Annotated in this window: 20 protein-coding genes; 12 read left to right on the top strand and 8 right to left on the bottom strand. The window is 63.2% G+C overall.

The annotated features are described in order from the left end of the window. The first annotated feature begins 6 nt into the window (after positions 1-6). From IFT75_RS09250 to IFT75_RS09240, 3 genes are all read left to right on the top strand, one after another. Positions 7-1,584 (top strand): ABC transporter ATP-binding protein, encoded by a 1,578-nt coding sequence (locus IFT75_RS09250; protein ID WP_192054447.1) that lies wholly within the window; start codon positions 7-9, stop codon positions 1,582-1,584. A 39-nt stretch (positions 1,585-1,623) separates the two neighbouring features. Continuing rightward, a complete protein-coding gene (locus IFT75_RS09245; RefSeq protein ID WP_192054446.1) occupies positions 1,624-2,394 on the top strand; it encodes a 3-hydroxybutyrate dehydrogenase in 771 nt (256 codons plus the stop codon). A gap of 70 nt (positions 2,395-2,464) precedes the next feature. Next, positions 2,465-3,259, top strand: coding sequence for an endonuclease/exonuclease/phosphatase family protein (locus IFT75_RS09240; RefSeq protein WP_122714227.1), 795 nt, complete (start codon positions 2,465-2,467; stop codon positions 3,257-3,259). 114 nt (positions 3,260-3,373) lie between these two features. Here the strand turns inward: IFT75_RS09240 and IFT75_RS09235 are convergent, their stop codons facing one another. Further along, positions 3,374-4,537, bottom strand: coding sequence for a PilT/PilU family type 4a pilus ATPase (locus IFT75_RS09235; protein ID WP_185793534.1), 1,164 nt, complete (start codon positions 4,535-4,537; stop codon positions 3,374-3,376). Between the two features lie 87 nt (positions 4,538-4,624). On the opposite strand from IFT75_RS09235, the gene IFT75_RS09230 reads away from it, so the two are divergent. Next, positions 4,625-6,766: an ATP-binding protein gene (locus IFT75_RS09230; RefSeq protein WP_192054444.1), complete on the top strand. Its 2,142-nt coding sequence runs from the start codon at positions 4,625-4,627 to the stop codon at positions 6,764-6,766. Between the two features lie 42 nt (positions 6,767-6,808). After that, on the top strand, positions 6,809-7,084 hold the full coding sequence (locus tag IFT75_RS09225) for a peptidylprolyl isomerase (RefSeq protein ID WP_192054442.1): 276 nt from the start codon (positions 6,809-6,811) through the stop codon (positions 7,082-7,084). 121 nt (positions 7,085-7,205) lie between these two features. Here IFT75_RS09225 and IFT75_RS09220 read toward each other — a convergent pair whose 3' ends face one another. Further along, positions 7,206-7,463, bottom strand: a complete 258-nt coding sequence (locus tag IFT75_RS09220) for a DUF1652 domain-containing protein (protein WP_185793536.1) — start codon at positions 7,461-7,463, stop codon at positions 7,206-7,208. 253 nt (positions 7,464-7,716) lie between these two features. On the opposite strand from IFT75_RS09220, the gene ku reads away from it, so the two are divergent. Further along, positions 7,717-8,595: a non-homologous end joining protein Ku gene (ku, locus tag IFT75_RS09215; protein ID WP_192054440.1), complete on the top strand. Its 879-nt coding sequence runs from the start codon at positions 7,717-7,719 to the stop codon at positions 8,593-8,595. A gap of 214 nt (positions 8,596-8,809) precedes the next feature. Then, complete coding sequence (locus IFT75_RS09210) at positions 8,810-11,605, top strand: autotransporter outer membrane beta-barrel domain-containing protein (RefSeq protein WP_192054438.1); 2,796 nt, start codon at positions 8,810-8,812, stop codon at positions 11,603-11,605. 2 nt (positions 11,606-11,607) lie between these two features. Here the strand turns inward: IFT75_RS09210 and IFT75_RS09205 are convergent, their stop codons facing one another. The 3 genes from IFT75_RS09205 to IFT75_RS09195 form a co-directional block, all read right to left on the bottom strand. After that, positions 11,608-11,826 carry a hypothetical protein gene (locus tag IFT75_RS09205; protein WP_192054436.1) on the bottom strand — a complete coding sequence of 73 codons (219 nt, stop codon included), beginning with the start codon at positions 11,824-11,826 and terminating at the stop codon, positions 11,608-11,610. A 91-nt stretch (positions 11,827-11,917) separates the two neighbouring features. After that, positions 11,918-12,265, bottom strand: coding sequence for a hypothetical protein (locus IFT75_RS09200; RefSeq protein ID WP_192054434.1), 348 nt, complete (start codon positions 12,263-12,265; stop codon positions 11,918-11,920). Positions 12,266-12,331: 66 nt separating this feature from the next. Continuing rightward, positions 12,332-12,679 (bottom strand): hypothetical protein, encoded by a 348-nt coding sequence (locus IFT75_RS09195; protein WP_192054432.1) that lies wholly within the window; start codon positions 12,677-12,679, stop codon positions 12,332-12,334. A 10-nt stretch (positions 12,680-12,689) separates the two neighbouring features. Between IFT75_RS09195 and IFT75_RS09190 the strand changes: the two genes are divergently transcribed. Beyond that, positions 12,690-13,022 carry a DUF6388 family protein gene (locus IFT75_RS09190; RefSeq protein WP_122478456.1) on the top strand — a complete coding sequence of 111 codons (333 nt, stop codon included), beginning with the start codon at positions 12,690-12,692 and terminating at the stop codon, positions 13,020-13,022. A 70-nt stretch (positions 13,023-13,092) separates the two neighbouring features. On the opposite strand, the gene IFT75_RS09185 is transcribed toward IFT75_RS09190, so the two are convergent. Next, the gene (locus tag IFT75_RS09185; protein ID WP_192054430.1) at positions 13,093-13,311 is read right to left on the bottom strand and encodes a hypothetical protein; all 219 of its coding nucleotides are present in this window, start codon (positions 13,309-13,311) and stop codon (positions 13,093-13,095) included. A gap of 177 nt (positions 13,312-13,488) precedes the next feature. Here IFT75_RS09185 and potE point away from each other — a divergent pair, with 177 nt between their 5' ends. From potE to IFT75_RS09170, 3 genes are all read left to right on the top strand, one after another. Continuing rightward, on the top strand, positions 13,489-14,913 hold the full coding sequence (gene potE / locus IFT75_RS09180; RefSeq protein ID WP_192054428.1) for a putrescine-ornithine antiporter: 1,425 nt from the start codon (positions 13,489-13,491) through the stop codon (positions 14,911-14,913). After that, complete coding sequence (locus tag IFT75_RS09175; RefSeq protein ID WP_192054426.1) at positions 14,910-17,195, top strand: Orn/Lys/Arg family decarboxylase; 2,286 nt, start codon at positions 14,910-14,912, stop codon at positions 17,193-17,195. Before potE ends, IFT75_RS09175 begins: the two co-directional genes overlap by 4 nt. A 157-nt stretch (positions 17,196-17,352) precedes the next feature. After that, positions 17,353-18,939, top strand: a complete 1,587-nt coding sequence (locus tag IFT75_RS09170; protein ID WP_122478465.1) for an ABC-F family ATPase — start codon at positions 17,353-17,355, stop codon at positions 18,937-18,939. 136 nt (positions 18,940-19,075) lie between these two features. Here the strand turns inward: IFT75_RS09170 and IFT75_RS09165 are convergent, their stop codons facing one another. Continuing rightward, positions 19,076-20,269 (bottom strand): sensor domain-containing phosphodiesterase, encoded by a 1,194-nt coding sequence (locus IFT75_RS09165; protein WP_192054424.1) that lies wholly within the window; start codon positions 20,267-20,269, stop codon positions 19,076-19,078. 211 nt (positions 20,270-20,480) lie between these two features. On the opposite strand from IFT75_RS09165, the gene IFT75_RS09160 reads away from it, so the two are divergent. Next, complete coding sequence (locus IFT75_RS09160; RefSeq protein WP_185793546.1) at positions 20,481-21,428, top strand: AEC family transporter; 948 nt, start codon at positions 20,481-20,483, stop codon at positions 21,426-21,428. On the opposite strand, the gene IFT75_RS09155 is transcribed toward IFT75_RS09160, so the two are convergent. Further along, positions 21,425-22,192: an SDR family NAD(P)-dependent oxidoreductase gene (locus tag IFT75_RS09155; protein ID WP_192054422.1), complete on the bottom strand. Its 768-nt coding sequence runs from the start codon at positions 22,190-22,192 to the stop codon at positions 21,425-21,427. The genes IFT75_RS09160 and IFT75_RS09155 overlap by 4 nt on opposite strands. Positions 22,193-22,221 lie beyond the last annotated feature (29 nt).

Genomic DNA, 22,221 nt, shown 5'->3' with positions numbered 1-22,221 from the left:
CTGCCCATGACCGCTGAAAACCTCATCGAAATCCGCGACCTGAGCGTGGCGTTCAATGGCCAGGCGGTGGTCAAGGACGTGAGCTTCGACATTCCCGTCGGCCAGTGCGTGGCCCTGGTCGGGGAATCGGGTTCGGGCAAGTCGGTGACTGCCCATTCCATCCTGCAACTGTTGCCCGGCACCGCTTGCACCAGCAGGGGCAGCGTGCGCTACCAGGGGCAGGAACTGATGGGCGCCGATGCAGCGACCCTGCGCCGCATGCGCGGTGACCGCATCGCCATGATTTTCCAGGAGCCCATGACCTCGCTCAATCCCTTGCACACCGTGCACAAGCAGATCGGTGAAACCCTGCTGGTGCACAAGGGCATGGGTGGCAAGCAGGCCGAGGCACGCATCCTGGAATTGCTCGAGATGGTCGGCATCCAGAACCCGCGCAAACGCCTCAAGGCCTACCCGCACCAGTTGTCCGGGGGCCAGCGCCAGCGCGTGATGATCGCCATGGCATTGGCCTGCGAGCCACAGCTGTTGATCGCCGACGAACCCACCACCGCCCTCGACGTGACGGTGCAACGGCGCATCCTGCTGTTGCTGCAGTCATTGCAGAAGCGCCTGGGCATGTCGCTGCTGCTGATCAGCCACGACCTCAACCTGGTGCGCAGCATTGCCCAGCACGTCTGCGTGATGCGTGCCGGCGAAATCGTCGAGCAGGCCGCTTGCGAGCAGCTGTTCAGCGCACCGCAGCACCCCTACAGCCAACTGTTGCTGGACGCCGAACCGGCCGGCGCGGTGCTGTCCAAGGAAACCCGGCCGGAACTATTGCAGGTGGACGGCCTGAAGGTCTGGTACCCGTTGGACGGCGGCCTGTTCCGCAAGCCGCGCGAGTTCGTCAAGGCCGTGGACGGCATCAGCCTGAGCGTGCAGCAGGGCAAGACCCTGGGCATCGTCGGCGAGTCCGGTTCGGGCAAGTCGACCCTCGGCCAGGCGATCCTGCGCCTGCTCGACTCCCAGGGCGGCATTCGCTTCCAGGGCCAGGCACTCGATGGTCTGGATCAGAAGCAGATGCGGCCGTGGCGCAAGCAGATGCAGGTGGTCTTCCAGGACCCCTTCGGCAGCCTCAGCCCGCGCATGTCGGTGGCGCAGATCATCAGCGAAGGTCTGGAAGTGCACAGCGGCGCCAACGCACGGGCCTGTGACGAGCAGGTCATCCAGGTGCTGCGCGAAGTCGGCCTGGACCCCGCGGCACGGCACCGCTACCCCCACGAATTTTCCGGTGGCCAGCGTCAGCGTATCGCCATCGCCCGGGCACTGGTGCTGCGCCCGGCGCTGATTCTGCTGGACGAGCCGACCTCGGCCCTCGACCGCACGGTGCAGAAGCAGGTGGTGCAACTGCTGCTTCAGTTGCAGGAGCGCCACGGCCTGACCTACCTGTTCATCAGCCATGACCTGGCGGTGGTGCGGGCGCTGGCCCATGATGTGATCGTGGTCAAGGACGGCCAGGTGGTGGAGCACGGCCCTACCGACCGACTGTTCACCGACCCTCGGCATCCCTACACCCAGGAATTGCTGCAGGCGGCGCTGGTGTAGCGTGGTATAGATTGCAGGACAACCCCAGAGGTAATGCATATGGCACTCGACGGCAAGACGGCTTTGGTTACCGGCTCCACCAGCGGCATCGGCCTGGGCATTGCCTCGGTGCTGGCCCGCCACGGCGCCAACGTGGTGCTCAACGGTTTCGGCAATCCGGCGGCGGCCCTCGCGGAAGTGCGCCGGCATGGCACCCAGGTCGCCCACCACGGTGCCGACGTGAGTGACCCGACGCAGCTGGCCGAGCTGTTCGAGTACGTGCAAGCGACGTTCGGCGGTGTCGATATCCTGGTCAACAACGCCGGCATCCAGCACGTGGCGGCGGTCGAGGCGTTTCCGGTGGAGCGCTGGGACGCGATCATCGCGATCAACCTGTCCTCGGTGTTCCACGGCACTCGCCTGGCGCTGCCGGGCATGCGTGAGAAAGGCTGGGGGCGGATCGTCAATATCGCTTCGGTGCACGGCCAGGTCGGCTCGGTCGGCAAGGCCGCCTACGTCGCCGCCAAGCATGGCGTGATCGGCCTGACCAAGGTGGTCGGCCTGGAAACCGCGACCACGCAGATCACCTGCAACGCCATCTGCCCCGGCTTCGTGCTGACTCCGCTGGTACAGAAGCAGATCGATGATCGTGCAGCCAAGGGTGGTGACCCAGCCGACGCCCAGCGCGAATTGCTTGCGGAAAAACAGCCCTCGCTGGAATTCGTCACGCCCGAGCATCTGGGCGAACTGGTGATGTTTCTGTGCAGCGAGGCCGGCAGCCAGGTGCGCGGCGCGGCGTGGAACATCGACGGTGGCTGGCTGGCGCAATGACGCGGGGAACCGCCCCGTGCCGGCAAAGTCGGAGTAAGGACATTACCATGTGCAAGGAGCTTCTGTGACCATCGCTCCCCCCAGCGAACCGCTCGGCCCGCAAGCGCCGGACCAGACCCGTGAAGTGCATCGCCTGCGGGTGCTGACGGTGAATACACACAAGGGTTTTACCGCATTCAACCGCCGTTTCATCCTGCCCGAATTGCGTGAGGCGGTGCGCAGCACCAGCGCCGACCTGGTGTTCCTGCAGGAAGTGCTGGGCGGCCACGACGGCCATGCGTCGAAGTTCTCCAACTGGCCGCAGATGTCGCAGTACGAGTTTCTCGCCGACAGCATGTGGAGCGATTTCGCCTACGGGCGCAACGCAGTGTACCCGGACGGCCACCATGGCAACGCGGTGCTGTCCAAGTACCCGATCCTGCGCTACAGCAACCTCGACATCTCGATCACCGGGCCCGAGCGCCGCGGCTTGCTGCATTGCGTGTTGCAGGTGCCGGGGCACGACGAGGTGCATGCGATCTGTGTGCACTTGTCGCTGCTGGAAAGCCACCGGCAACAGCAATTGGCGCTGTTGAGCCAGCTGCTCGATTCATTGCCCGAGGATGCGCCGGTGATCATTGCCGGCGATTTCAACGACTGGCAGTTGCGCGGCAACGCCACGCTGGCCAAGCGCAAGGATCTGCACGAGGCGTTCGAACGGCACAACGGGCAGTTGGCCAAGACCTACCCGGCGCGCTTTCCGCTGCTGCGCCTGGATCGGATCTATGTGCGCAACGCGACCAGCCACGGGCCGATCATTCTGGGCAACAAGCCGTGGACGCACCTGTCGGACCATTTGCCCTTGGCGGTTGAGATTCATCTGTAGCGCAGACCCTTGTAGCAGCGGCGCGAGCCGCGTCCGGGTGCGCTGCGGTGTATCTGTAAAACCGCGATGAGGCCGGACGCGGCTCGCGCCGCTGCTACAAGGATCATTGGCGGGTCACTGCGGGCTTTCGGGGTCGTCGCTCACCAGGCCCCAATCTGCGCTTTTGCGGTCGGATGCAGGCGTGGGCGGGGCGGGCGCCGAGGTGTGCTGCACGCCTTCCTCGCCGTGCAGCTTCAAGCGCAGGCGCAGGTTGTTCACCGAATCGGCATTCTTCAACGCTTCTTCCTCGCTGATCGCCCCCTCAATGGCCAGCTCGTACAAAGCATGGTCGAACGTCTGCATCCCCAGGTTCACCGATTTCTCCATGATGCCCTTGAGCTCGGAAAACTCGTTGCGGTGAATGAAGTCGCGAATCGTCGGCGTGCCCAGCATCACCTCGACCGCCGCGCGGCGCTTGCCGTCGGTGGTGCGTACCAGCCGCTGCGAGACGAACGCCTGCAGGTTGTTGCCCAGATCGTTGAGCAACTGCGGGCGGCGGTCTTCGGGAAAGAAATTGATGATGCGGTCCAGCGCCTGGTTGGCGTTGTTGGCGTGCAAGGTGGAAATCGCCAGGTGGCCGGTGTCGGCGAATGCCAGTGCGTGTTCCATGGTTTCGCGGTCGCGGATCTCGCCGATCAGGATCACGTCGGGCGCCTGGCGCAGGGTGTTCTTCAGGGCGGCCTGGAAGCTGCGCGTGTCGACCCCCACTTCACGCTGATTGATGATCGACTTCTTGTGCCGGTGGATGAACTCCACCGGGTCCTCGATGGTGATGATGTGCCCGCTGCTGTTGCGGTTGCGATAGTCGATCAATGCGGCCAGCGACGTCGACTTGCCGGAACCGGTCGCGCCGACGAACAGCACCAGGCCACGCTTTTCCATGATCACGTCGAGCAGCTTGCGCGGCAGCTTGAGGTCTTCGAAGCTGGGAATGTCGAGCTTGATGTTGCGTGCGACAATGGACACTTCGTTGCGCTGCTTGAAGATATTGACGCGAAAGCGCCCTACCCCGTGGATCGACAACGCCAGATTCATTTCCAGCTCACGCTCGAAGTCGATACGCTGCTCGGCGTCCATGATGCTGGCCGCGATCGCGGCAATGTCGCCTGGTTTCAAGGCTTCGGCGCTGAGCGGCTTGAGCACGCCGTTGAACTTGGCGCAGGGTGGCGCGCCAGTGGACAGGTAGAGGTCGGAGCCGTCCTGACTGGCCAGGAGCTTGAGCAATGCCTGGATTTCCATAGGCTTGGGGTCCTGTAAAGGCGGTCGATAGAAAGTACGCTATAGCTTGGCTGGATAAGCAGCCGCGGTAAATCAAAGGATAACGCAATGAATGCCTCACCTGTGGGCGGCAAGGTCGCGACACTGATCGCCAGCATGGACTGGACCGACAGCCCCCTGCCCGGCCCCGATGCCTGGCCACAGAGCCTGCGCACGGCCGTGGACATCGTCACCCACTCGCCCATGCCGATGCTGCTGCTGTGGGGCACGCAGCTATGCCAGCTGTATAACGACGCCTTTGCCTTGCTGGTGGGCAGCAACCACCCCCGCGCCCTGGGCCAGCCGGTGGACCGCATCTGGCCCGAGCTCAAGCCATTTTCCGATCCCATCTACGCCGCGGTGATGCGCGGCGAAGTGCGTGCCTTCACCGAGAAGGGCTTCAATCTGCCGCGCGAAGGGCACTCGGCGCGGGTCTGGCTGGACCTCACCTACAGCCCGATTCGCGACGAAAACGAGCGCGTCGCCGGCATTCTGGTCACGGCCATCGAGGCCAACGAGCGCCGTGAAGTGAGCGCGGTGGGCAAACGCACCGAGCAGGAGCTGCGCGACAGCGAGGCGCATTTCCGCATGGCCATCGAGCTGTCCCCGGCGGTGCACTGGACCGCCGATGCCAATGGCCGCACCGACGGCGAAAGCCAGACCGAGCGCTGGCGCCAGCTGACCGGCATGCGCAGCCTGCGACCGGACGACGATTGGGCGCAACTGGTGCATCCGGACGATCACCTGCCAACCCTCGACGCCTGGCACCTGGCGGTGAGCACTGGTCGCCCCTACGATGCCGAGTACCGTCTGCGCATGGCCGATGGCAGCTACCACTGGATGCACGCCCGTGCGCTGCCCCAACTGGATGCCGACGGCGTGATCCGGCAATGGTTCGGCATGACCGAAGACGTACAGAATCGCCGCCAGGTGGAGCAGGCGCTGCGCGAGCTCAACGAGCACCTGGAAACCCGGGTCAGCGAGCGGACCCAGGCCCTGGCCGAGGTCAACCTGCGCCTGCAGAACGAAATGCAGGAGCGCGAACGCGCCGAAGAGGCGTTGCGCCACGCGCAGAAGATGGAAGCGCTGGGGCAGTTGACCGGTGGCATCGCCCACGACTTCAACAACATGCTCACCGGCATCATCGGCAGCCTCGACCTGATGCAGCGCTACATCGACGCCGGGCGCAGCAGCGAAATCAAGCGCTTCAGCGAGGCGGCGGTCAGTTCGGCCCATCGCGCCGCCGGTCTGACCCATCGCTTGCTGGCGTTTTCGCGACGGCAGTCGCTGGACCGCAAGCGCCTGGCGCCCAACGCGCTGGTGCATTCGCTCGAAGAGCTGTTCAGCCGCACGCTCGGCGAACATCTGCAGTTGCAGCTGCAACTGGCGCCCGACGTCTGGCCAGTGAACACCGATGCCAGCCAGCTGGAGAACGCCCTGCTCAATCTGGTGATCAATGCCCGCGACGCGATGCCGGACAGTGGTGTGCTGACCATCGAAACCGCCAACTGCGAGCTCGACGCCACCCCTGAAGGCGCTACGCTGGAGCCGGTCAAGCCGGGTGCCTACGTGATGTTCCGGGTCAGCGACAACGGCAGCGGCATGAGTGCGCCGGTGCTGGCCAAGGCATTCGATCCGTTCTTCACCACCAAGCCCATCGGTCAGGGCACCGGCCTGGGCCTGTCGATGATCTATGGCTTCGCCCAGCAGTCGGGCGGACAGGTAACGCTGCAGAGCCGTCCCGGCGAGGGCACCTGCGTGCGCCTGTACCTGCCGCGGCACAGCGAACCGTCCGATGCGCTGGCCGAGCAGCGCGCTCCGGCCGTGTTGCCCATGGCCCGGGACGGTGAAAGCGTGCTGGTGGTCGAGGACGATCCAGCGGTGCGGATGCTGGTGCTCGATGTGCTCGACGAACTGGGCTACGCCGCGCATTCCGCCGGCGAGGCCACGGCGGCGCTGGCCTTGCTCGACGCGGGATTGGACATCGACCTGCTGGTGACCGATGTGGGCCTGCCAGGGCTCAACGGCCGGCAGTTGGCGGAGATTGCACGGCAGCAGCGGCCGGGGTTGAAGGTGCTGTTCATCACCGGCTATGCCGAGAAAGCGGCGGAACGCTACGGTTTTCTTGCCGAGGGCATGGACATGATCACCAAGCCGTTTTCCATCGAGCGCCTGGGCAGCAAGATCCGCGACATGATCAACCTGGCGTGATTTGCGGCATAATCAGCGGCTTTTTCCAGCGAGCATCGGGCAATGAAGGCACAAGCAAAGCACATTCTGGTCAAAACTGCCGAGGAGGCGGAGGCGCTGCGCCTGCGGATTGCCAAAGGTGAGGCGTTCGATGTGCTGGCGAAAAAGTATTCGACCTGCCCGTCAGGCAAGCGCGGCGGTGACCTGGGTGAAGTGCGACCGGGGCAGATGGTCGGTGCCATCGACCAGATCATTTTCAAGAAACCGCTGCGTACGGTGCACGGGCCGGTGAAAAGCAAGTTCGGTTATCACCTGGTGCAGGTGTTCTACCGCGATTGACGAACATCCGTAGGAGCGGTCATCGGCCGCGAAGGCCCACCGCGTACCGGTGGATGCACCGCGGTGTCTGGTTCGCGGCCACAGACCGCTCCTACAGCGAAAAAAGGCCGCTGCTACGGGGTCAAAGGTACTCGCCAACCGCCTTGGGCCTTTGGTGCTGCAATTTGAGGTCGGTGCGCATGCCTGCGATGAGGTTCGAGATCGCGCGGCTACTGGTCAATTGCTCGGTGCGAATGCCGCTGAGCATGTAATCCACCTTGTGCGAAGTACGGTCGAACACGCGCACAGTCAGCGAACGGTCATGGGCCTGGGTACATTGGCAGCGGTGCGGCAGGAAACTGCTTTCAATGATATTGCGCAGTTCAAGGGTGGACAACATGATGACACTCCATTCTTGGTCTTATCCCTGAGATCGGGCTTGCCCGAATACAGTGCACGTTCCATGCCCCACGCCTCGCCATACACTCGCCATACAAATCAAACACTTAACCCCTAAAGCACCCAAACGTATCGTGCATTGTGCAAGATCCAGGTGCAACAGCGTTGCAAATTGCATCGCACCCAGCCCATTGAAACTTAGCGGGCGGCTGCAAGGTCACCTGCAAACACACCGCGCAGGAGCACCCTTCACCATGGCACGAGCAATCTGGAAAGGCGCGATCAGCTTCGGACTGGTTCATATTCCCGTAGCGCTGGTATCGGCCACTGCCTCCCAGGGCGTCGACTTCGACTGGCTGGACAAACGCAGCATGGACCCAGTCGGCTACAAGCGTATCAACAAGAAAACCGGCAAGGAGATGGACAAGGAAAACATCGTAAAAGGCGTGCAGTACGAAAAAGGCCGCTACGTAGTCTTGAGTGAAGACGAGATCCGCGCCGCGCACCCTGTTTCAACCCAGACCATCGATATTTTCTCCTTCGTCGACCGCAACCAGATTCCCCTGCCCAATATCGACACACCCTACTTCCTGGCACCTGACCGACGTGGCGAGAAAGTCTACGCGCTGTTGCGCGAAACGCTGGTCAGTACCAAGAAAGTTGCACTTGCGTTGGTGGTATTGCACACCCGCCAGTACTTGGCGGCACTGATGCCATTGGACGGCGCGCTGGTGATGGTCAAGTTGCGCTGGCCTTCGGAAGTTCGCGACCTGGATATACTCGAGCTGGGCAAAGAGGTGAAGAAACCCGAACTGACCAAGAGGGAACTGGACATGGCCAAGCGCCTGGTCGAAGACATGAGTGGCGACTGGCAGCCTGAAGAGTATGTCGACAAGTTCGAGCAGAAGATCATGGCGCTGGTGGAGAAAAAGGCCAACAAGGGTGAGATCGAAGACGTGGAAACCGAGGTCGGCCAGGAAGCGCGCAAGACTGCGGATGTCATCGACCTGACCGAACTGCTCAAGCGCAGCCTCGCTGGCAAATCACCCACCACGTCGAAGGCCAAGCCTGCCAAGGAAAAATCCGCGACGAAAAAAACGCCTGCACGTCGCAGCCCGCGCAAGGCTTCTTGAATATCGATAGACAGCAACAATGCGCTCACTGCCAACGGTATTGATGAATAGATATTTTCATCAATACCGTTATTGAATAACTTGATATAAAGCTGCTTTCAATACCAACTTTAAAAACCTCTCGACTACACTCGTTGCATTGCAAGTCTGCATTGACCACCTGATCGCCCACCGCGCCTTGTTTAATCCGCGCGCTTGGCTGTGGGAGTTGCCAATGAATACCAACGAGTTGTTGATACGCACCAGTCTACTGACCGCACTGGCCGTACCGTGCGAATACGCCCGGTCCGATTGCACCTTCAGCCCCGGCGTCGGCAATGACGCCTACGTGTGCGACAGCGGAACGGCGCCGGGGCTTTCCGACCTGCTGGGCAACAACAGCCTTACCCTGCCCGCCGACGGCACGGGCACCATCACCGGCGCGGTCGAGTTCGGCCCTGGCCAGGACAGCTTGTTGATGCGCTCGGGCACTGTGGGCGGCGCACTGAACACCGGCGCGGGTGCCGATACCGTGTTCATCAGCGCCGGGCGCCTGTTGTCCCTGACCCAAGGCGATGGCGCCGATACGCTCGAAGTCGTTGGCGGTACCGTCAGCGGTACGGTTAACCAAGGCAGCGGCATCGACAACTTCATCATGCGCGGCGGGCAGATCCAGGCTCTGGGGCAAGGTGACGGGCTGGATACCTTTCTCATGACCGACGGCACTATCGTCGGCGCCTTCGAGGACGGCGACATCGCGCGGATGAGCGGCGGCACCATCGGCCGGGTCGACATGAAGCTCGACAACAACCTGTTCGAGCTGTCCGGCGGGCGCATCAACGGCAACCTGGTTGCCGGCTTCGGCAATGACACCATCGCCGTTTCCGCAGGCAGCATCGGCGGCAACATCAGCGTCAGTGGCGGCACCGACCAGGTGACGGTAAGCGGTGGTGATATCGGCGGCAACGTCTTGCTCAGCTTCGGCGACGACCGCTTCATCTGGCGCGACGCGGGCCTGATCCACGGCGCCATCAGCCTGGGCCCAGGCAACGATACGGCGCTGCTGAGCAACCTGGGCGAGACACAACTGGCCTCCCCCAGCCTGGTCTACGGTGATGCCGGGGTCGATACCCTGACACTGGACAACAGCCGCACCACCGGCGGCGCGCGCTACAGCTACTGGGAAACCATCAACCTGAACAACGGCTCGGTGCTGGACCTGCCCGACCGGCTGAGCCTGGCCGATGACTCGACGCCGCTGGACAGCGGTCTGCTCAACCTTGACCGCACCAGTACGCTGGGCGCCACCCAGGGTTGGGTCGGGCCGATAGTCGCCGCGCAAACGGTGACCCTGAACAACGCCGGCCTGATCGATCTGACCCGCAGTGGCGCCGACGCGAGTGACCGGCTGACCGTGATTGGCAACTATGTGGGCAATGACGCGCGTTTGCGCTTGCAGAGCGTGCTGGGTGGTGACGACGCGCCTGCCGACCGGCTGATCGTGGCGCGCGGCACCGTCAGCGGCAGCACGGCGATCACGGTGGACAACCTCGACGGCCAGGGCGCGCTGACCCTTGCCAACGGCATTGCCGTGGTCGAGGCCACGCAGGGCGCGACCAGCACTGACGGCGCTTTCAACCTGGCGCAAGACTTGTCGGTCGGGGCCTATCAGTATTACCTGTTCAAGGGCGGCGTGACCGCAGGAAGCGAGAACAGCTGGTTCCTGCGGTCTTCCGTGGTGGCAGCGCCGCCGGTGACACCGCCTGTGGTCGAACCGCCGATCATCGCGCCCCCGGTGGTCGAACCTCCGATAGCCGAACCACCGATCATCGAGCCGCCCGTTGTCCAACCTCCGGTGACGCAACCCCCGGTCGATGAGCCGCCATCGGTAACACCGCCGGACGCCGAACTGCCCGAGGAGACCCCGGTCGAGCCATTCGTGCCGCCGGCGCCCGTGCAGCCGGAAACACCTGTGGCCGAACCAACACCAACGGAACCCGCTCCAGCCGCCCAGGCACCCGTTGCTGCGGTCGGCACGCCGATCTTGCCGAAGGCCACTCCGGGCCAGCGTATCGTGCTCTATCGGATCGAGGTGCCGGCCTACAGCGTCGTACCTCCGGCCGCCGCCTTGCTGGCGCTGGACAGCCTGGGCAGCTTCCACGAGCGGCAGGGCGAACAAAGCCTGCTCGGTGAGCGCGGCGCCCTGGCGGCGGGCTGGGCACGCACATTCGGCAGCCACGGGCGGCAGAAATGGGCCGGGGCCGCAGCGCCAAGCCTCAAAGGCAACACCCGCGGCTACCAGGTCGGTCACGACTTGTTCGCCACCCTCGGCGACGACGGCTATCGCCAGCATGCAGGACTGTTCGCTGGGCATTCACGTGTGGACGGCCAGGTGCGTGGCTTCGCCCTGGGGTTCGACGACACCCCCTCCGGCGACATCCGCCTGCGCGCCGACAATCTAGGTGCCTATTGGACCCTGGTGGGCCCGGCCGGCGGCTACGTGGACGTGGTGGCCATGGGCACCCGGTTCACCGGACGCAGCCGCTCCGAACGCGGCTATAGCCTGGATCTCGATGGACACGGCATCACCCTTTCCGTGGAAGGCGGCTATCCGATTGCTTTATCCGGGGACTGGACACTGGAGCCGCAGGCGCAACTGATCGGCCAGAGGGTCACGCTGGACACGGCTCGTGACCCGGTATCGAAAGTGGACTTCGACAGCGAAGACTATTGGCGCGCCAGATTGGGCGCGCGCTTGAAGGGCGAGTACCGTGTCAGCGGCACGCCGGTCGAGCCCTACGTACGGGCCAACCTGTGGCACACCTTCCAGGGCGAAGACGCAGTGACGTTCGATGACAGCGACACCTTGCGCACCCAGCATCGCAGCACGCAGGCTCAGCTCGGGTTGGGCATCGCAGCCCGATTGAGCAGCGATGTCAGCCTGTACCTCAATGCCGACTACGCCCGCAGCCTGGACTCACAACCCCAGGAAAGCCTGCAAGGCAGCCTGGGGGTGCGCATCAGTTGGTAGCTTCAGGCGGGATCGTCAGGGCTCATGTCAGCGTCACCGGTCTGGGTGCGGACCTCACGCGGATCCATCTCCCGATCGCGGTCCATCGATACGGGCGAAAGATTCTCGTCGCCGGGACGTGGGTCTTCGGCAGGCTTGCCCTCGGCAAACGGCTCGGGTTCGATCGGATCGTTGGGACGATCCAAAGGGTCGGGAATCTGCGTCGAACTGCTGGGTGCCATATCATCCTCGCTGAAAGCACATGGGGTTCAGCGCATATGACGCCGTTGCAGCGCCGACGTGCAGATTACTTTGCAGCACAAGGCCTTGCACTCAGAGGCAGGTGGCCAGAGAGGCCAGGCGACGCGTAGCGACCTCGCCCTGCTCGCGGGCATAGAAGCTGACCAGACTGCCGGCGCCGCGCGGGCGGATGTCGGCGAAATAGGTCGCCGCAGGTGTGAACACCGTGTACCCGCCCTCGCTGGCCTCCGAAGAGGCATCGGTCATGACACCGAACATGGCTTCGTCCTGCCAGCTGAACTGAACGCACTGGGCTATTTTCTGCGCGGTTTTTTCCGAGCTCATGGTTTGCACAGGCGCTGCGCTGCGCGCCTGTTTCATGTTCAGGCCCGTGCAACCGGTAAGTACACACAAGCCCAGTGCTGCTGCGATGATCCGCATCGTCGTTTCCATTCGAAATAAACCGCGAATGTATCACTGCCACGTGATGCCGGCATCACCGACCCATCACTGACAAAGATGCATGGCCATGAGGAACAGAACGAAAGCGCCAAGCACCTCGAAATGACCCAGCACCCAGGCGCCCAGGCGGGAACGCCGAGGTGCGCCGTACACGCCGTACACGCCGTACAATTGCGGCCACAAAGCGGCCGAAGTCGCCAATACGGCGCCTGCCAACAGCAACAACACATAGGCCATCGCAAGGTCCCGCGGTGATGAATGAAGGTAGGCCTTAGTGCCCTCGCTGCAGTGCTCGTTCCAAACCGATGCGTGCGCTTCGTCACAAAAGCGCGCATCAGCGGCATTGCCTGCCTGCATCCGTGCCTGCACAATCCCTGCTCTTTCATTACCCATCGAAGGCCTCATGGCAGAACCCGATTCGCGTCACCAGGCCGCCCTGGACCGCTTTCTCGAAGCGCGTCCCGAGCTGCAAACCGAACTGGACACTCTCAACCCGCTGGCAGCACGTGCAGCCGGAGTCAGCGTTACGGAATACCGTGCGGAGCGCCTGCACGAGGCGTTCGAGGAATTCGCTGATGCGCAAGGCATGTTTGCCTGGGAATTGACATTGCAACTCACCGCCGCGACGCCGCAAGAGTTCGAAACCCAGCGTCTGGAAGTGCACAAGGAAGTGGCCGAAATGGCCGGTATGCCATGGGATGAATACATGCAACTCAACGGGCTGAAAGAGAGCTGACGAATCACGCTGCACAAGAGCACCCCGCACTCGGCAGGGTGCAGGTGTGCCTGGTGGTCAAACGTATGGCTTAAAGGCTGTTGCCGAGGGAATGTTCTTCGTCTTCATCGACAAGCGCGTTGCGGCCTGGTTCATCTACCGCCTTGTTGCCCGGCGAGCCGTCCTGATCATCGTCGTGCTCGTCGTGCTTCTCGTCCTTCTCGTGAATATCAGGGTAGCCCTCTTCCCCGCTGCCGGGCTCGGCCGGCCCTTGATAGGGGTTATCCGGGTGATTGTTGTCTTGGACCATGATATGTCTCCTTTCTTGGCACGGTTCATCCGCGCCTGATAGTGGGAGACGACTACTGCGCTGGAAGTGCCGTTGGCTTGACGAGCGGCATCCTGACGTCGACCAACCACGCCTCGCCTTGTCATCTGTCGATTCTTTGCTATAGCTAAAGGCCTCGCTGATGATCCTGGCAATGGAGTGGCCGTCATGAAGAAGATGAGTGTAAGTCAGCTGACCATGCTGACAGCCGTCAACATGCTGGGGTCCGGCATCGTTCTGTTACCCACCAAACTCGCCGAAGTCGGCGGCATCTCGATTCTCTCCTGGCTGATCACGGCCACCGGCTCCCTGGCCCTGGCCTATGCCTTCGCCCGCTGCGGCATGCTCAGCCGCAAGACCGGCGGCATGGGTGGCTATGCGGAATATACGTTCGGCAAGTCGGGCAACTACATCACCAACTACACATATGGACTGTCACTGTTGATCGCCAACGTGGCGATCAGCATCACGGCGGTTGGTTATATCCAGACGTTGTTCGGTATCAAACTCGATTCGCTGCAAGTGGGCCTGGCGACCATTGCGCTGCTGTGGATCACCACCTTCGCCAATTTCGGCGGGGCCAACATTACCGGCAAGATCGGTGCGATCACGGTGTGGGGCGTGATTGCCCCGGTCGTATTGGTATCGACGGTCGGCTGGTTCTGGTTCGACAGCAGCACTTATGCGGCGGGCTGGAACCCCCACGACATGCCCTGGTACGAAGCGGCCGGTGCCTCGGTGGCAATCACGCTGTGGGCGTTCCTGGGCCTGGAGTCGGCCTGCGCCAACGGCGATGCCGTGGAAAACCCGGAAAAGAACGTGCCCATCGCCGTGCTCGGCGGGACCCTGGGCGCGGCGGTGATCTACATCGTCTCCACCAACGTCATCGCGGGCATCGTCGGCAATGCCGAGCTGGTGTCCTCTACCGCACCGTTCGGCCTGGTGTTCGCCACGATGTTCACGCCGATGATCGGCAATCTGGTCATGGGCCTGATGGTCCTGGCCTGCATCGGCTCGCTGCTGGGCTGGCAGTTCACGGTCGCACAGGTGTTCAAGAGTTCTGCCGACACCGGTTACTTCTTGCCGATCTTCGCCAAAGTCAACCAGCACGGTGTGCCGATCATCAGCATGCTGGTCCTGCTGGCAATCCAGACGGCCCTGGCCCTGCTGACCATCAGCCCCGACCTGGCCAAGCAGTTCGATACCCTGGTGAACCTGGCGGTGGTCACCAACCTGGTGCCCTACATCCTGTCGATGGCCACCCTGATGACCTTGCAGAAAGTGTCCAACGTACCGGCCAACAAAGCCCTGGTGACCAACATCGTCGCCTGGATCGCAGCGGCCTACAGCTACCTGGCGCTGTATAGCTCGGGCGCCCAGGCGCTGATGCTTGGCGGTGTGGCGACCATCGTCGGCTATACGCTGTTCGGTTTCGTCAACAACCGCCTGATCCGCCTGGAAGCGGTCAACAACAGCGCCCCGACCCAGACCGTCGCCGCCCAGCACATCGTCGGCGAGCCGATTCCCGTGAACGGCCTGCCCCACTCGACATTGAAGACCCCTGAACTGGAGGCACGACCATGACGGAACATAGAAACCTGCTGGGGATGCTGGCACTGCTGGTCAGCAACCAGCCCGACAAACGCACGGTATTCGGCCGGGCGCTGATCCAGCTCATCGCCGATGTGGAAGAGCGCGCGGTCAGCGTGATCACTTCGGAAAGCGTGCGCGACGCCAAGGCCATCCTGAGCACCGACCCGGCGATCCAGTGCGTGCTGCTGAGTTGGGAAATGGACGAGAGCGATCACCACCAGCAATGCATCGACCTGCTCGTCACCCTGCGCGAACGCAATACTCGGGTCCCGGTGTTTCTGATCAGCGATCGCAGCACTGCCGCCAATGTGCCGCTGATCGTCATGCAACACGCCGACGATTTCATCTGGCTGCCGGAAGACACCAGCCGCTTTCTCAGTGGGCGGATCATGGCCGCCATCGAGCGCTATCGGCAGGCGGTGTTGCCGCCGATGTTCGGCGCGCTGCTCAAGTTTGCCCGCAGCTATGAATACTCCTGGCATACGCCAGGGCATGCCGGCGGCACGGCGTTTCTGAAGAGCACGGCGGGCCGGGCGTTCTACGAGTTCTTCGGGGAAAACCTGTTGCGTTCCGACCTGTCCATCTCGGTGGGCGAGCTGGGCTCCCTGCTCGACCACAGCGGGCCCATCGGCCAGGGCGAGCGCTACGCGGCCAAGGTGTTCGGCGCGCATCGCACCTACTACGTCACCAACGGCTCGTCGATGTCCAACCGGGTGATCCTAATGGCCAGCGTCACCCGCGACCAGATCGCGCTGTGCGACCGCAACTGTCACAAGTCTGCCGAGCACGCGATGACGCTGTCGGGGGCGATTCCGACCTACCTGGTGCCGACGCGCAATCGCTTCGGCATCATCGGTCCGATTCTGCCGCAGACCTTGAGTGCCGACGGGGTGCGCGCGGCGATTGCAGGCAACCCGCTGGTCAAGAGTCACATCGACCCCACGCCGGTGCATGCCATCGTCACCAACTCCACCTACGACGGCCTGACCTATAACGTGACGCGCGTGGAGGAGTTGCTCGGGCAAAGCGTCGACCGCCTGCACTTCGACGAGGCCTGGTACGGCTATGCGCGGTTCAATCCGTTGTACAAGGACCGCTTCGCGATGCACGGCAGCCCCGACGATCACGACGCGTCCAAGCCCACGGTGTTCGCCACGCAGTCGACCCACAAGTTGCTCGCAGCATTGTCCCAGGCGTCGATGATCCACGTGCGCAACGGGCGCAATCCGATCCCCCACGGACGCTTCAACGAGTCGTACATGATGCACGCCTCGACCTCGCCCAACTACGCGATCATGGCGTCGTGCGACGTCAGCTCGGCCATGATGGAGGCGCCGAGCGGGCAGATTCTCACCAACGAATCCCTCGAGGAGGCCATCGCTTTCCGCCAGGTGATCTCGCGCATGCACAGCGACATGCTCGCCAACGGCGACTGGTTCGTGTCCTGCTGGCAGCCGCCGTCGATAGCGGTCGGCGGTGCCGCCATCGCGTTCCATGAAGTCGATCCGCTCAAGCTCAAATCCGACCCCGACTGCTGGGTCCTGCACCCCAACGAAGTCTGGCACGGTTTCGGCGACATCGAAGACGGCTACTGCATGCTCGACCCGATCAAGGTGTCGATCCTGAGCCCCGGCATGGGCGACGACGGCGAGCTTCTGGACTTCGGCATACCGGCGTGTGTGATCAGCGCGTATCTGGGCCGGCAGGGCATCGTGGTCGAGAAGACCACCGACTTCACCCTGCTCTTCCTGTTCTCCATCGGTATCACCAAAGGCAAGTGGGGCACCTTGGTGAATGCGCTGCTGGACTTCAAGCGTGATTACGATGCCAACCTGGAGCTCGAGCTGTGCCTGCCCGACCTGCTTGCTGCCACCCAGCAGCGCTACAGCGGCATGGGCCTGCGCGATCTGGCCGAAGAAATTTTCGCGGCAATGAAGGAAACCCGCACCACTGCAGCCTTGGCCGCGGCCTTTGGCATGCTGCCCAAGGCCGAATTCAGCCCGGTGGAAGCCTACGAGAAGCTGGTCAGGAACGAAGTGGAACAGGTCACTCTGGAGAACGCAGCCGGACGCATCGCCGCCACGGGCATAGTGCCCTACCCGCCCGGCATTCCGTTGCTGATGCCTGGAGAAAACGCCGGCGCCGCCGATGGACCGCTGCTGGCCTACCTGCGAGCCCTGGAGAGCTTCGACCGGTCATTCCCCGGGTTTACCCATGACACCCATGGCATTGAAAGCGATGGGGGGGAGTATCGGTTGTTGGTGCTCAAGTGAGGATGCATCTGCTGGGGGAATTGACTGTCGGGCGCCGTACAACTGCTGCCATACCTATGCGACAATACGCACAATGTCCGGTTTGAATTCCCCGCGTATCGCCCAGCAGTTCGGCCACCGAAACCATCGCTCCCCCAGTTATTGATAGGTAAGCTCCTTGATCTCCACCGCTAACATCACCATGCAGTTTGGCGCCAAGCCGCTGTTCGAGAACGTTTCCGTGAAATTCGGCAACGGCAACCGCTACGGCCTGATCGGCGCCAACGGCTGTGGCAAGTCGACGTTCATGAAGATCCTGGGCGGCGATCTGGAGCCGTCGGGCGGGCAGGTCATGCTCGAGCCGAACGTGCGCCTGGGCAAGCTGCGCCAGGACCAGTTCGCCTACGAGCACTTCACGGTGATCGACACGGTCATCATGGGCCACGAGGAGCTGTGGAAGGTCAAGGCCGAGCGTGATCGCATCTACTCGCTGCCGGAAATGAGCGAGGAAGACGGCATGGCCGTCGCCGAGCTGGAAACCGAGTTCGCCGAAATGGACGGCTACACCGCCGAGTCCCGTGCCGGCGAGCTGTTGCTGGGCCTGGGCATTCCACTGGAACAGCATTTTGGCCCGATGACCGAAGTGGCGCCGGGCTGGAAGCTGCGGGTGCTGCTGGCGCAGGCGTTGTTCTCGGATCCGGAAGTGTTGCTGCTCGACGAGCCGACCAACCACCTGGACATCAACACCATTCGCTGGCTGGAAAACATTCTCACGGCGCGTAACAGCACCATGATCATCATTTCCCACGACCGGCACTTCCTCAACAGTGTCTGCACCCACATGGCCGACCTGGACTACGGCGAGTTGCGCCTGTTCCCCGGCAACTACGACGAATACATGACCGCTGCGACCCAGTCGCGCGAGCAGTTGCTGTCGGACAACGCCAAGAAGAAAGCCCAGATCGCCGAGCTGCAGACCTTCGTTTCGCGCTTCTCGGCGAACGCCTCCAAGGCCAAGCAGGCCACCTCGCGGGCCAAGCAGATCGACAAGATCCAGCTGGCCGAGGTCAAGCCCTCGAGCCGCGTCAGCCCGTTCATTCGTTTCGAGCAGAACAAGAAGCTGCACCGCCAGGCGGTCACCGTCGAGCGGATGTCCAAGGGCTTCGACGGCAAGCCACTGTTCGAGAACTTCAGCTTCGTGGTCGAAGCAGGCGAGCGTGTAGCGATCATCGGCCCGAACGGGATCGGCAAGACCACCCTGCTGCGCACCCTGGTCGGCGAGCTGACCCCGGACGCGGGCGCGGTGAAGTGGACCGAGAGCGCCGAGCTGGGCTACTACGCCCAGGACCACGCACACGACTTCGAAGACGACATGAACCTGTTCGACTGGATGGGCCAGTGGACCCAGGGCGAGCAGATGGTACGTGGCACCCTGGGCCGGATGCTGTTCTCCAACGACGAGATTCTCAAGTCGGTGAAGGTGATTTCCGGTGGTGAACAGGGCCGCATGCTGTTCGGCAAGCTGACCTTGCAGAAGCCCAACGTGCTGCTCATGGACGAACCGACCAACCACCTGGACATGGAGTCGATCGAGGCACTGAACCTGGCGCTGGAGAACTATCCGGGCACGCTGGTTTTCGTCAGCCATGACCGCGAGTTCGTGTCGTCGCTGGCCACCCGCATCATCGAGCTGAGCGCCGATGGCGTGATCGATTTCAGCGGCACCTACGATGATTACTTGCGCAGCCAGGGTGTGGTTTTCTAAGGGTTCAACGCATTTCGACCCACATACCCCCGGACGCGGATCACGCGATCTCTGTAGCAGCGGCGCGAGCCGCGTCCGGGGGCGTCGCGTTTATCCTGACCCCCCGCATGTGTCGCCGACGCGGCTTGCGCCGCTGCTACAGGGGTTCCGGGCGGCCTAGGAGGAAGCCTTGGGCGTTGGCGGCGCCCAGGCGTTTGAGTTGCGCCAACTCGGCTTCGGTTTCCACGCCTTCGGCAACGATCACACTCCCCGTCTCGCGGGCGAACGCGATCAACGCCGACGCCATGGCGCGTCGCTGGAAATCCTGGTCGATGCCACGGGTCAGGCTCATGTCGAGCTTGATGATGTCCGGACGCACCTGCAGGATGTGCCGCATGCTGGCATAGCCGGCGCCGGCATCGTCGATGGCCACGCGCACACCCCGCAGCCGCAGCGGCTGCAGGGCCACTTGCAACGACGCATAGTCCTGCACCACCGCATGCTCGGTGATCTCCAGCACCAGGCGCTCGGCCGGGTAGTTCTTGAACAGACCCAGCAATCGTCCGCTGAGCACCAGCTCGGGTGAGCAGTTGATGCTCAGGTAGGTGCCCGGCGCCAGCCGCGCCAGACCGGCCAGGGCCACAGCAATGGCCAGGCATTCCAGTTCCTTGCCCAAACCGACTTCGGCGGCCTCCTTGAACCAGACGTCCGGGGTGCGCGCCGGTTGGCCGTTGAAGCGCGACAGGCATTCCCAGCCTGCCACGTGCATGGTGTGCAGGTCGTAGATCGGTTGATAGACCACGCGTGGCTGCTGCGACTGGATCACGTCCAGCACGCGCAGCGCCTTGTCGTCATGATCGCGGACCATTTGCAGGTCGGACTCCAGGCGCTCGGCAATCAGCTCGGCGAACACCTTCATCATCTTCAGGTCGCGTTCGGTCAACCCCGGATCCGGTGCGTGACTGAAGCAGCAGAACGTCCCGTACAGGCGTCCATCACTCAAATGAATGGGCACGCTCATGTGCGCACCGATTGGCAGGCCGGGGGTCTGCGGTATGGCCATCGCAGCCGGCAATTGACCGGTATCGCGGATAAGCCCGGGCAGTTCGCCGCTGACCACGCCGCGACAGTAGCCGGCGCTCATCTCCAGCACATCGCCGGGGCTCAGGGGTATCAACGCCGCCGCGTCGACGTGGGTGAACACGCGGTCGGTCTGGCGGAAATGAGAAACGAACGCTACATCCATGCCCAAGTGCGTGCGCATGGCGCGCAACACGCGATCCACACAGCCTGCCTCGGTGGCAGACAACGGCTTCAGCGCAACCAGGTCCATCAGGTTATTGGCTGTCATGACACACTATCGCCTCCTAATGTGATAGTGCCATCAGTGTAGATGCAGCTCCCCCCCTGCATTCAAGTAAAAAACGACGAGTTGCCCAACGGTAGGTCCGCGTCGAGAGTTGGGGTGTGGCCAATTGCGCCGACCCGGCGCAACTTGCCGTGCCACGGGTGGCGACGCTGCTACACTGGGGCTTCCAACAGTCCACAGGACACAGCACCCGATGCTCGCAATCTTCAACGTCGCCTTTCCAGTGTTCGGGTTGATTCTGGTAGGTTTCGTCTGCCGTCGGCGCAACGTCCTGGGGCCCAATGCCTCGATCGAGCTCAACCGTTTCGTGATCTACCTCGGCTTGCCGGCCCTGTTATTCGAGGCCATGGCGCGGCTGGGCACACTGCACGGGCTGGACATGGGCTATGTGGTGGCTTTCGGCCTGGGCATGGGCATCGTGTTTCTGTTGACGCTGTGGCTGCGCGTGCGGGCCCGTGCGCACTTTCTCGATGCCACCATCGATGCCCTCGGGGCGGGTTATCCGAACTCCGGGTTTCTTGGCATCCCGCTGTGCCTGCTGACGTTCGGCGACCCCGGTATCGCCCCGGCGGTGATCGGCGCGGTGATGACCGCCTGCCTGCTGTTCGCTGTCGCCATCATCATGATCGAGACCTTCCAGCAAACCGAGAAACGCCTGGGGCGTACCCTGCTCAAAGTCGGCAAATCGCTGCTGCGCAATCCGATCATGGTCGCCCCGGTGCTGGGTTCGCTGGTCGCCTACAGCGGGTTGGTGCTGCCGGTGGGCGTGCGCCAGCTGTTCCAGTTTCTCGGCGCGGCGGCCGGACCCTGTGCGCTGGTGTCGATCGGTCTGTTCCTGGCGGCGGAAAAATCGCACAAGGCCGACGGCAAGACCTTGGCCATGCTGGTGGCGATGAAGCTGCTGGTGCAGCCGGCGCTGACCGCCTGGTTGGCGTTCTGGGTGTTCGACATACCGGCGATGTGGGCCTGGGCGGCACTGCTGGTGAGCGCCCTGCCCATCGGCAACGGGCCGTTCATGCTGGCTGCGCTGTATGGCCGTGAGGCCGACACCATGTCGCGGGCGATCCTGGTCTCGACCCTGTTGTCGCTGGTCACGGTGTCGCTGATCCTGGCCTTGATACCGGCCGGGGTGCAGCGCTAGTCGCGCATGTAGCCGCCGTCTACGTCCATGATCTCGCCGGTGACGAAGCTGGCCGCGCCACTGGCCAGGAAGCACACTGCTGCAGCGATGTCGCGTGGCGAGCCGGCACGGCCAAGCGGCATGTCGGCGAGCACTTTGGCGCGCGCCTCGGGGCTCAGGGCGCGGGTCATGTCGGTGTCGGTCAAGGCGGGAGTAATGGCATTGGCGGTGATATTGAACGGCCCGGCTTCACGGGCCAGGCCCTTGGTCAGGGCGATCACTCCTCCCTTCGCCGCTGCATAGCAGCTGTTGCCCAGCAGGCCGCCACCGCGCTTGCCGGCCACCGAAGCGATATTGATGATGCGTCCGGCGCGCCGGGCCATCATGCCCGGCAACACGGCCTTGGCGCAGAAGAACACGCTGGTGAGGTCGATGGCCATGACCCGGTTCCATTCGGCGGCGCTGACTTCCAGCAGCGGTCCGGTGGAGACGATCCCGGCATTGTTGACCAGGATGTCGACGCAGCCCAGCGCCTGCTCGACGCTGTCGACCATCGCTTGCACCTGGGCTTCGTCGGACACATCCACCGCCACACCGATAGCGTCGATGCCCAGTTCGCACAACTGCCCGGCAGCGGCGCGCGCGGCCGCGCCGTCGAGGTCGGCAATTGCCACCCGGGCACCGCATTGACCCAGCGCCTGGGCGATGGCAAGGCCGATACCGCGCGCGGCACCGGTCACCACCGCCACCTGGCCGGTGATGGCAAGACTGATAGGGGCATTCATTATTGTTGTTCCCTTGGTTGAAGATCAGG

The sequence above is a fragment of the Pseudomonas sp. CFBP 8758 genome, from assembly GCF_014841725.1.
GTDB lineage: Bacteria > Pseudomonadota > Gammaproteobacteria > Pseudomonadales > Pseudomonadaceae > Aquipseudomonas > Aquipseudomonas baltica.
Note: the sequence above shows the minus strand (reverse complement) of the source record. Positions and strands in the feature narration are given on the sequence as shown.

Bases quoted from the DNA above. Each gene is read 5' to 3' on its own strand.
- IFT75_RS09225 (WP_192054442.1), top strand. From the start codon at position 6,809: ATGAAGGCACAAGCAAAGCACATTCTGGTCAAAACTGCCGAGGAGGCG.
- IFT75_RS09165 (WP_192054424.1), bottom strand. From the start codon at position 20,269: ATGACAGCCAATAACCTGATGGACCTGGTTGCGCTGAAGCCGTTGTCT.
- ku (WP_192054440.1), top strand. From the start codon at position 7,717: ATGGCACGAGCAATCTGGAAAGGCGCGATCAGCTTCGGACTGGTTCAT.
- IFT75_RS09155 (WP_192054422.1), bottom strand. From the start codon at position 22,192: ATGAATGCCCCTATCAGTCTTGCCATCACCGGCCAGGTGGCGGTGGTG.
- IFT75_RS09190 (WP_122478456.1), top strand. From the start codon at position 12,690: ATGGCAGAACCCGATTCGCGTCACCAGGCCGCCCTGGACCGCTTTCTC.
- IFT75_RS09250 (WP_192054447.1), top strand. From the start codon at position 7: ATGACCGCTGAAAACCTCATCGAAATCCGCGACCTGAGCGTGGCGTTC.
- IFT75_RS09175 (WP_192054426.1), top strand. From the start codon at position 14,910: ATGACGGAACATAGAAACCTGCTGGGGATGCTGGCACTGCTGGTCAGC.
- IFT75_RS09235 (WP_185793534.1), bottom strand. From the start codon at position 4,537: ATGGAAATCCAGGCATTGCTCAAGCTCCTGGCCAGTCAGGACGGCTCC.
- IFT75_RS09245 (WP_192054446.1), top strand. From the start codon at position 1,624: ATGGCACTCGACGGCAAGACGGCTTTGGTTACCGGCTCCACCAGCGGC.
- IFT75_RS09185 (WP_192054430.1), bottom strand. From the start codon at position 13,311: ATGGTCCAAGACAACAATCACCCGGATAACCCCTATCAAGGGCCGGCC.
- IFT75_RS09200 (WP_192054434.1), bottom strand. From the start codon at position 12,265: ATGCGGATCATCGCAGCAGCACTGGGCTTGTGTGTACTTACCGGTTGC.
- IFT75_RS09210 (WP_192054438.1), top strand. From the start codon at position 8,810: ATGAATACCAACGAGTTGTTGATACGCACCAGTCTACTGACCGCACTG.
- IFT75_RS09205 (WP_192054436.1), bottom strand. From the start codon at position 11,826: ATGGCACCCAGCAGTTCGACGCAGATTCCCGACCCTTTGGATCGTCCC.
- IFT75_RS09230 (WP_192054444.1), top strand. From the start codon at position 4,625: ATGAATGCCTCACCTGTGGGCGGCAAGGTCGCGACACTGATCGCCAGC.
- IFT75_RS09220 (WP_185793536.1), bottom strand. From the start codon at position 7,463: ATGTTGTCCACCCTTGAACTGCGCAATATCATTGAAAGCAGTTTCCTG.
- IFT75_RS09160 (WP_185793546.1), top strand. From the start codon at position 20,481: ATGCTCGCAATCTTCAACGTCGCCTTTCCAGTGTTCGGGTTGATTCTG.
- IFT75_RS09195 (WP_192054432.1), bottom strand. From the start codon at position 12,679: ATGGGTAATGAAAGAGCAGGGATTGTGCAGGCACGGATGCAGGCAGGC.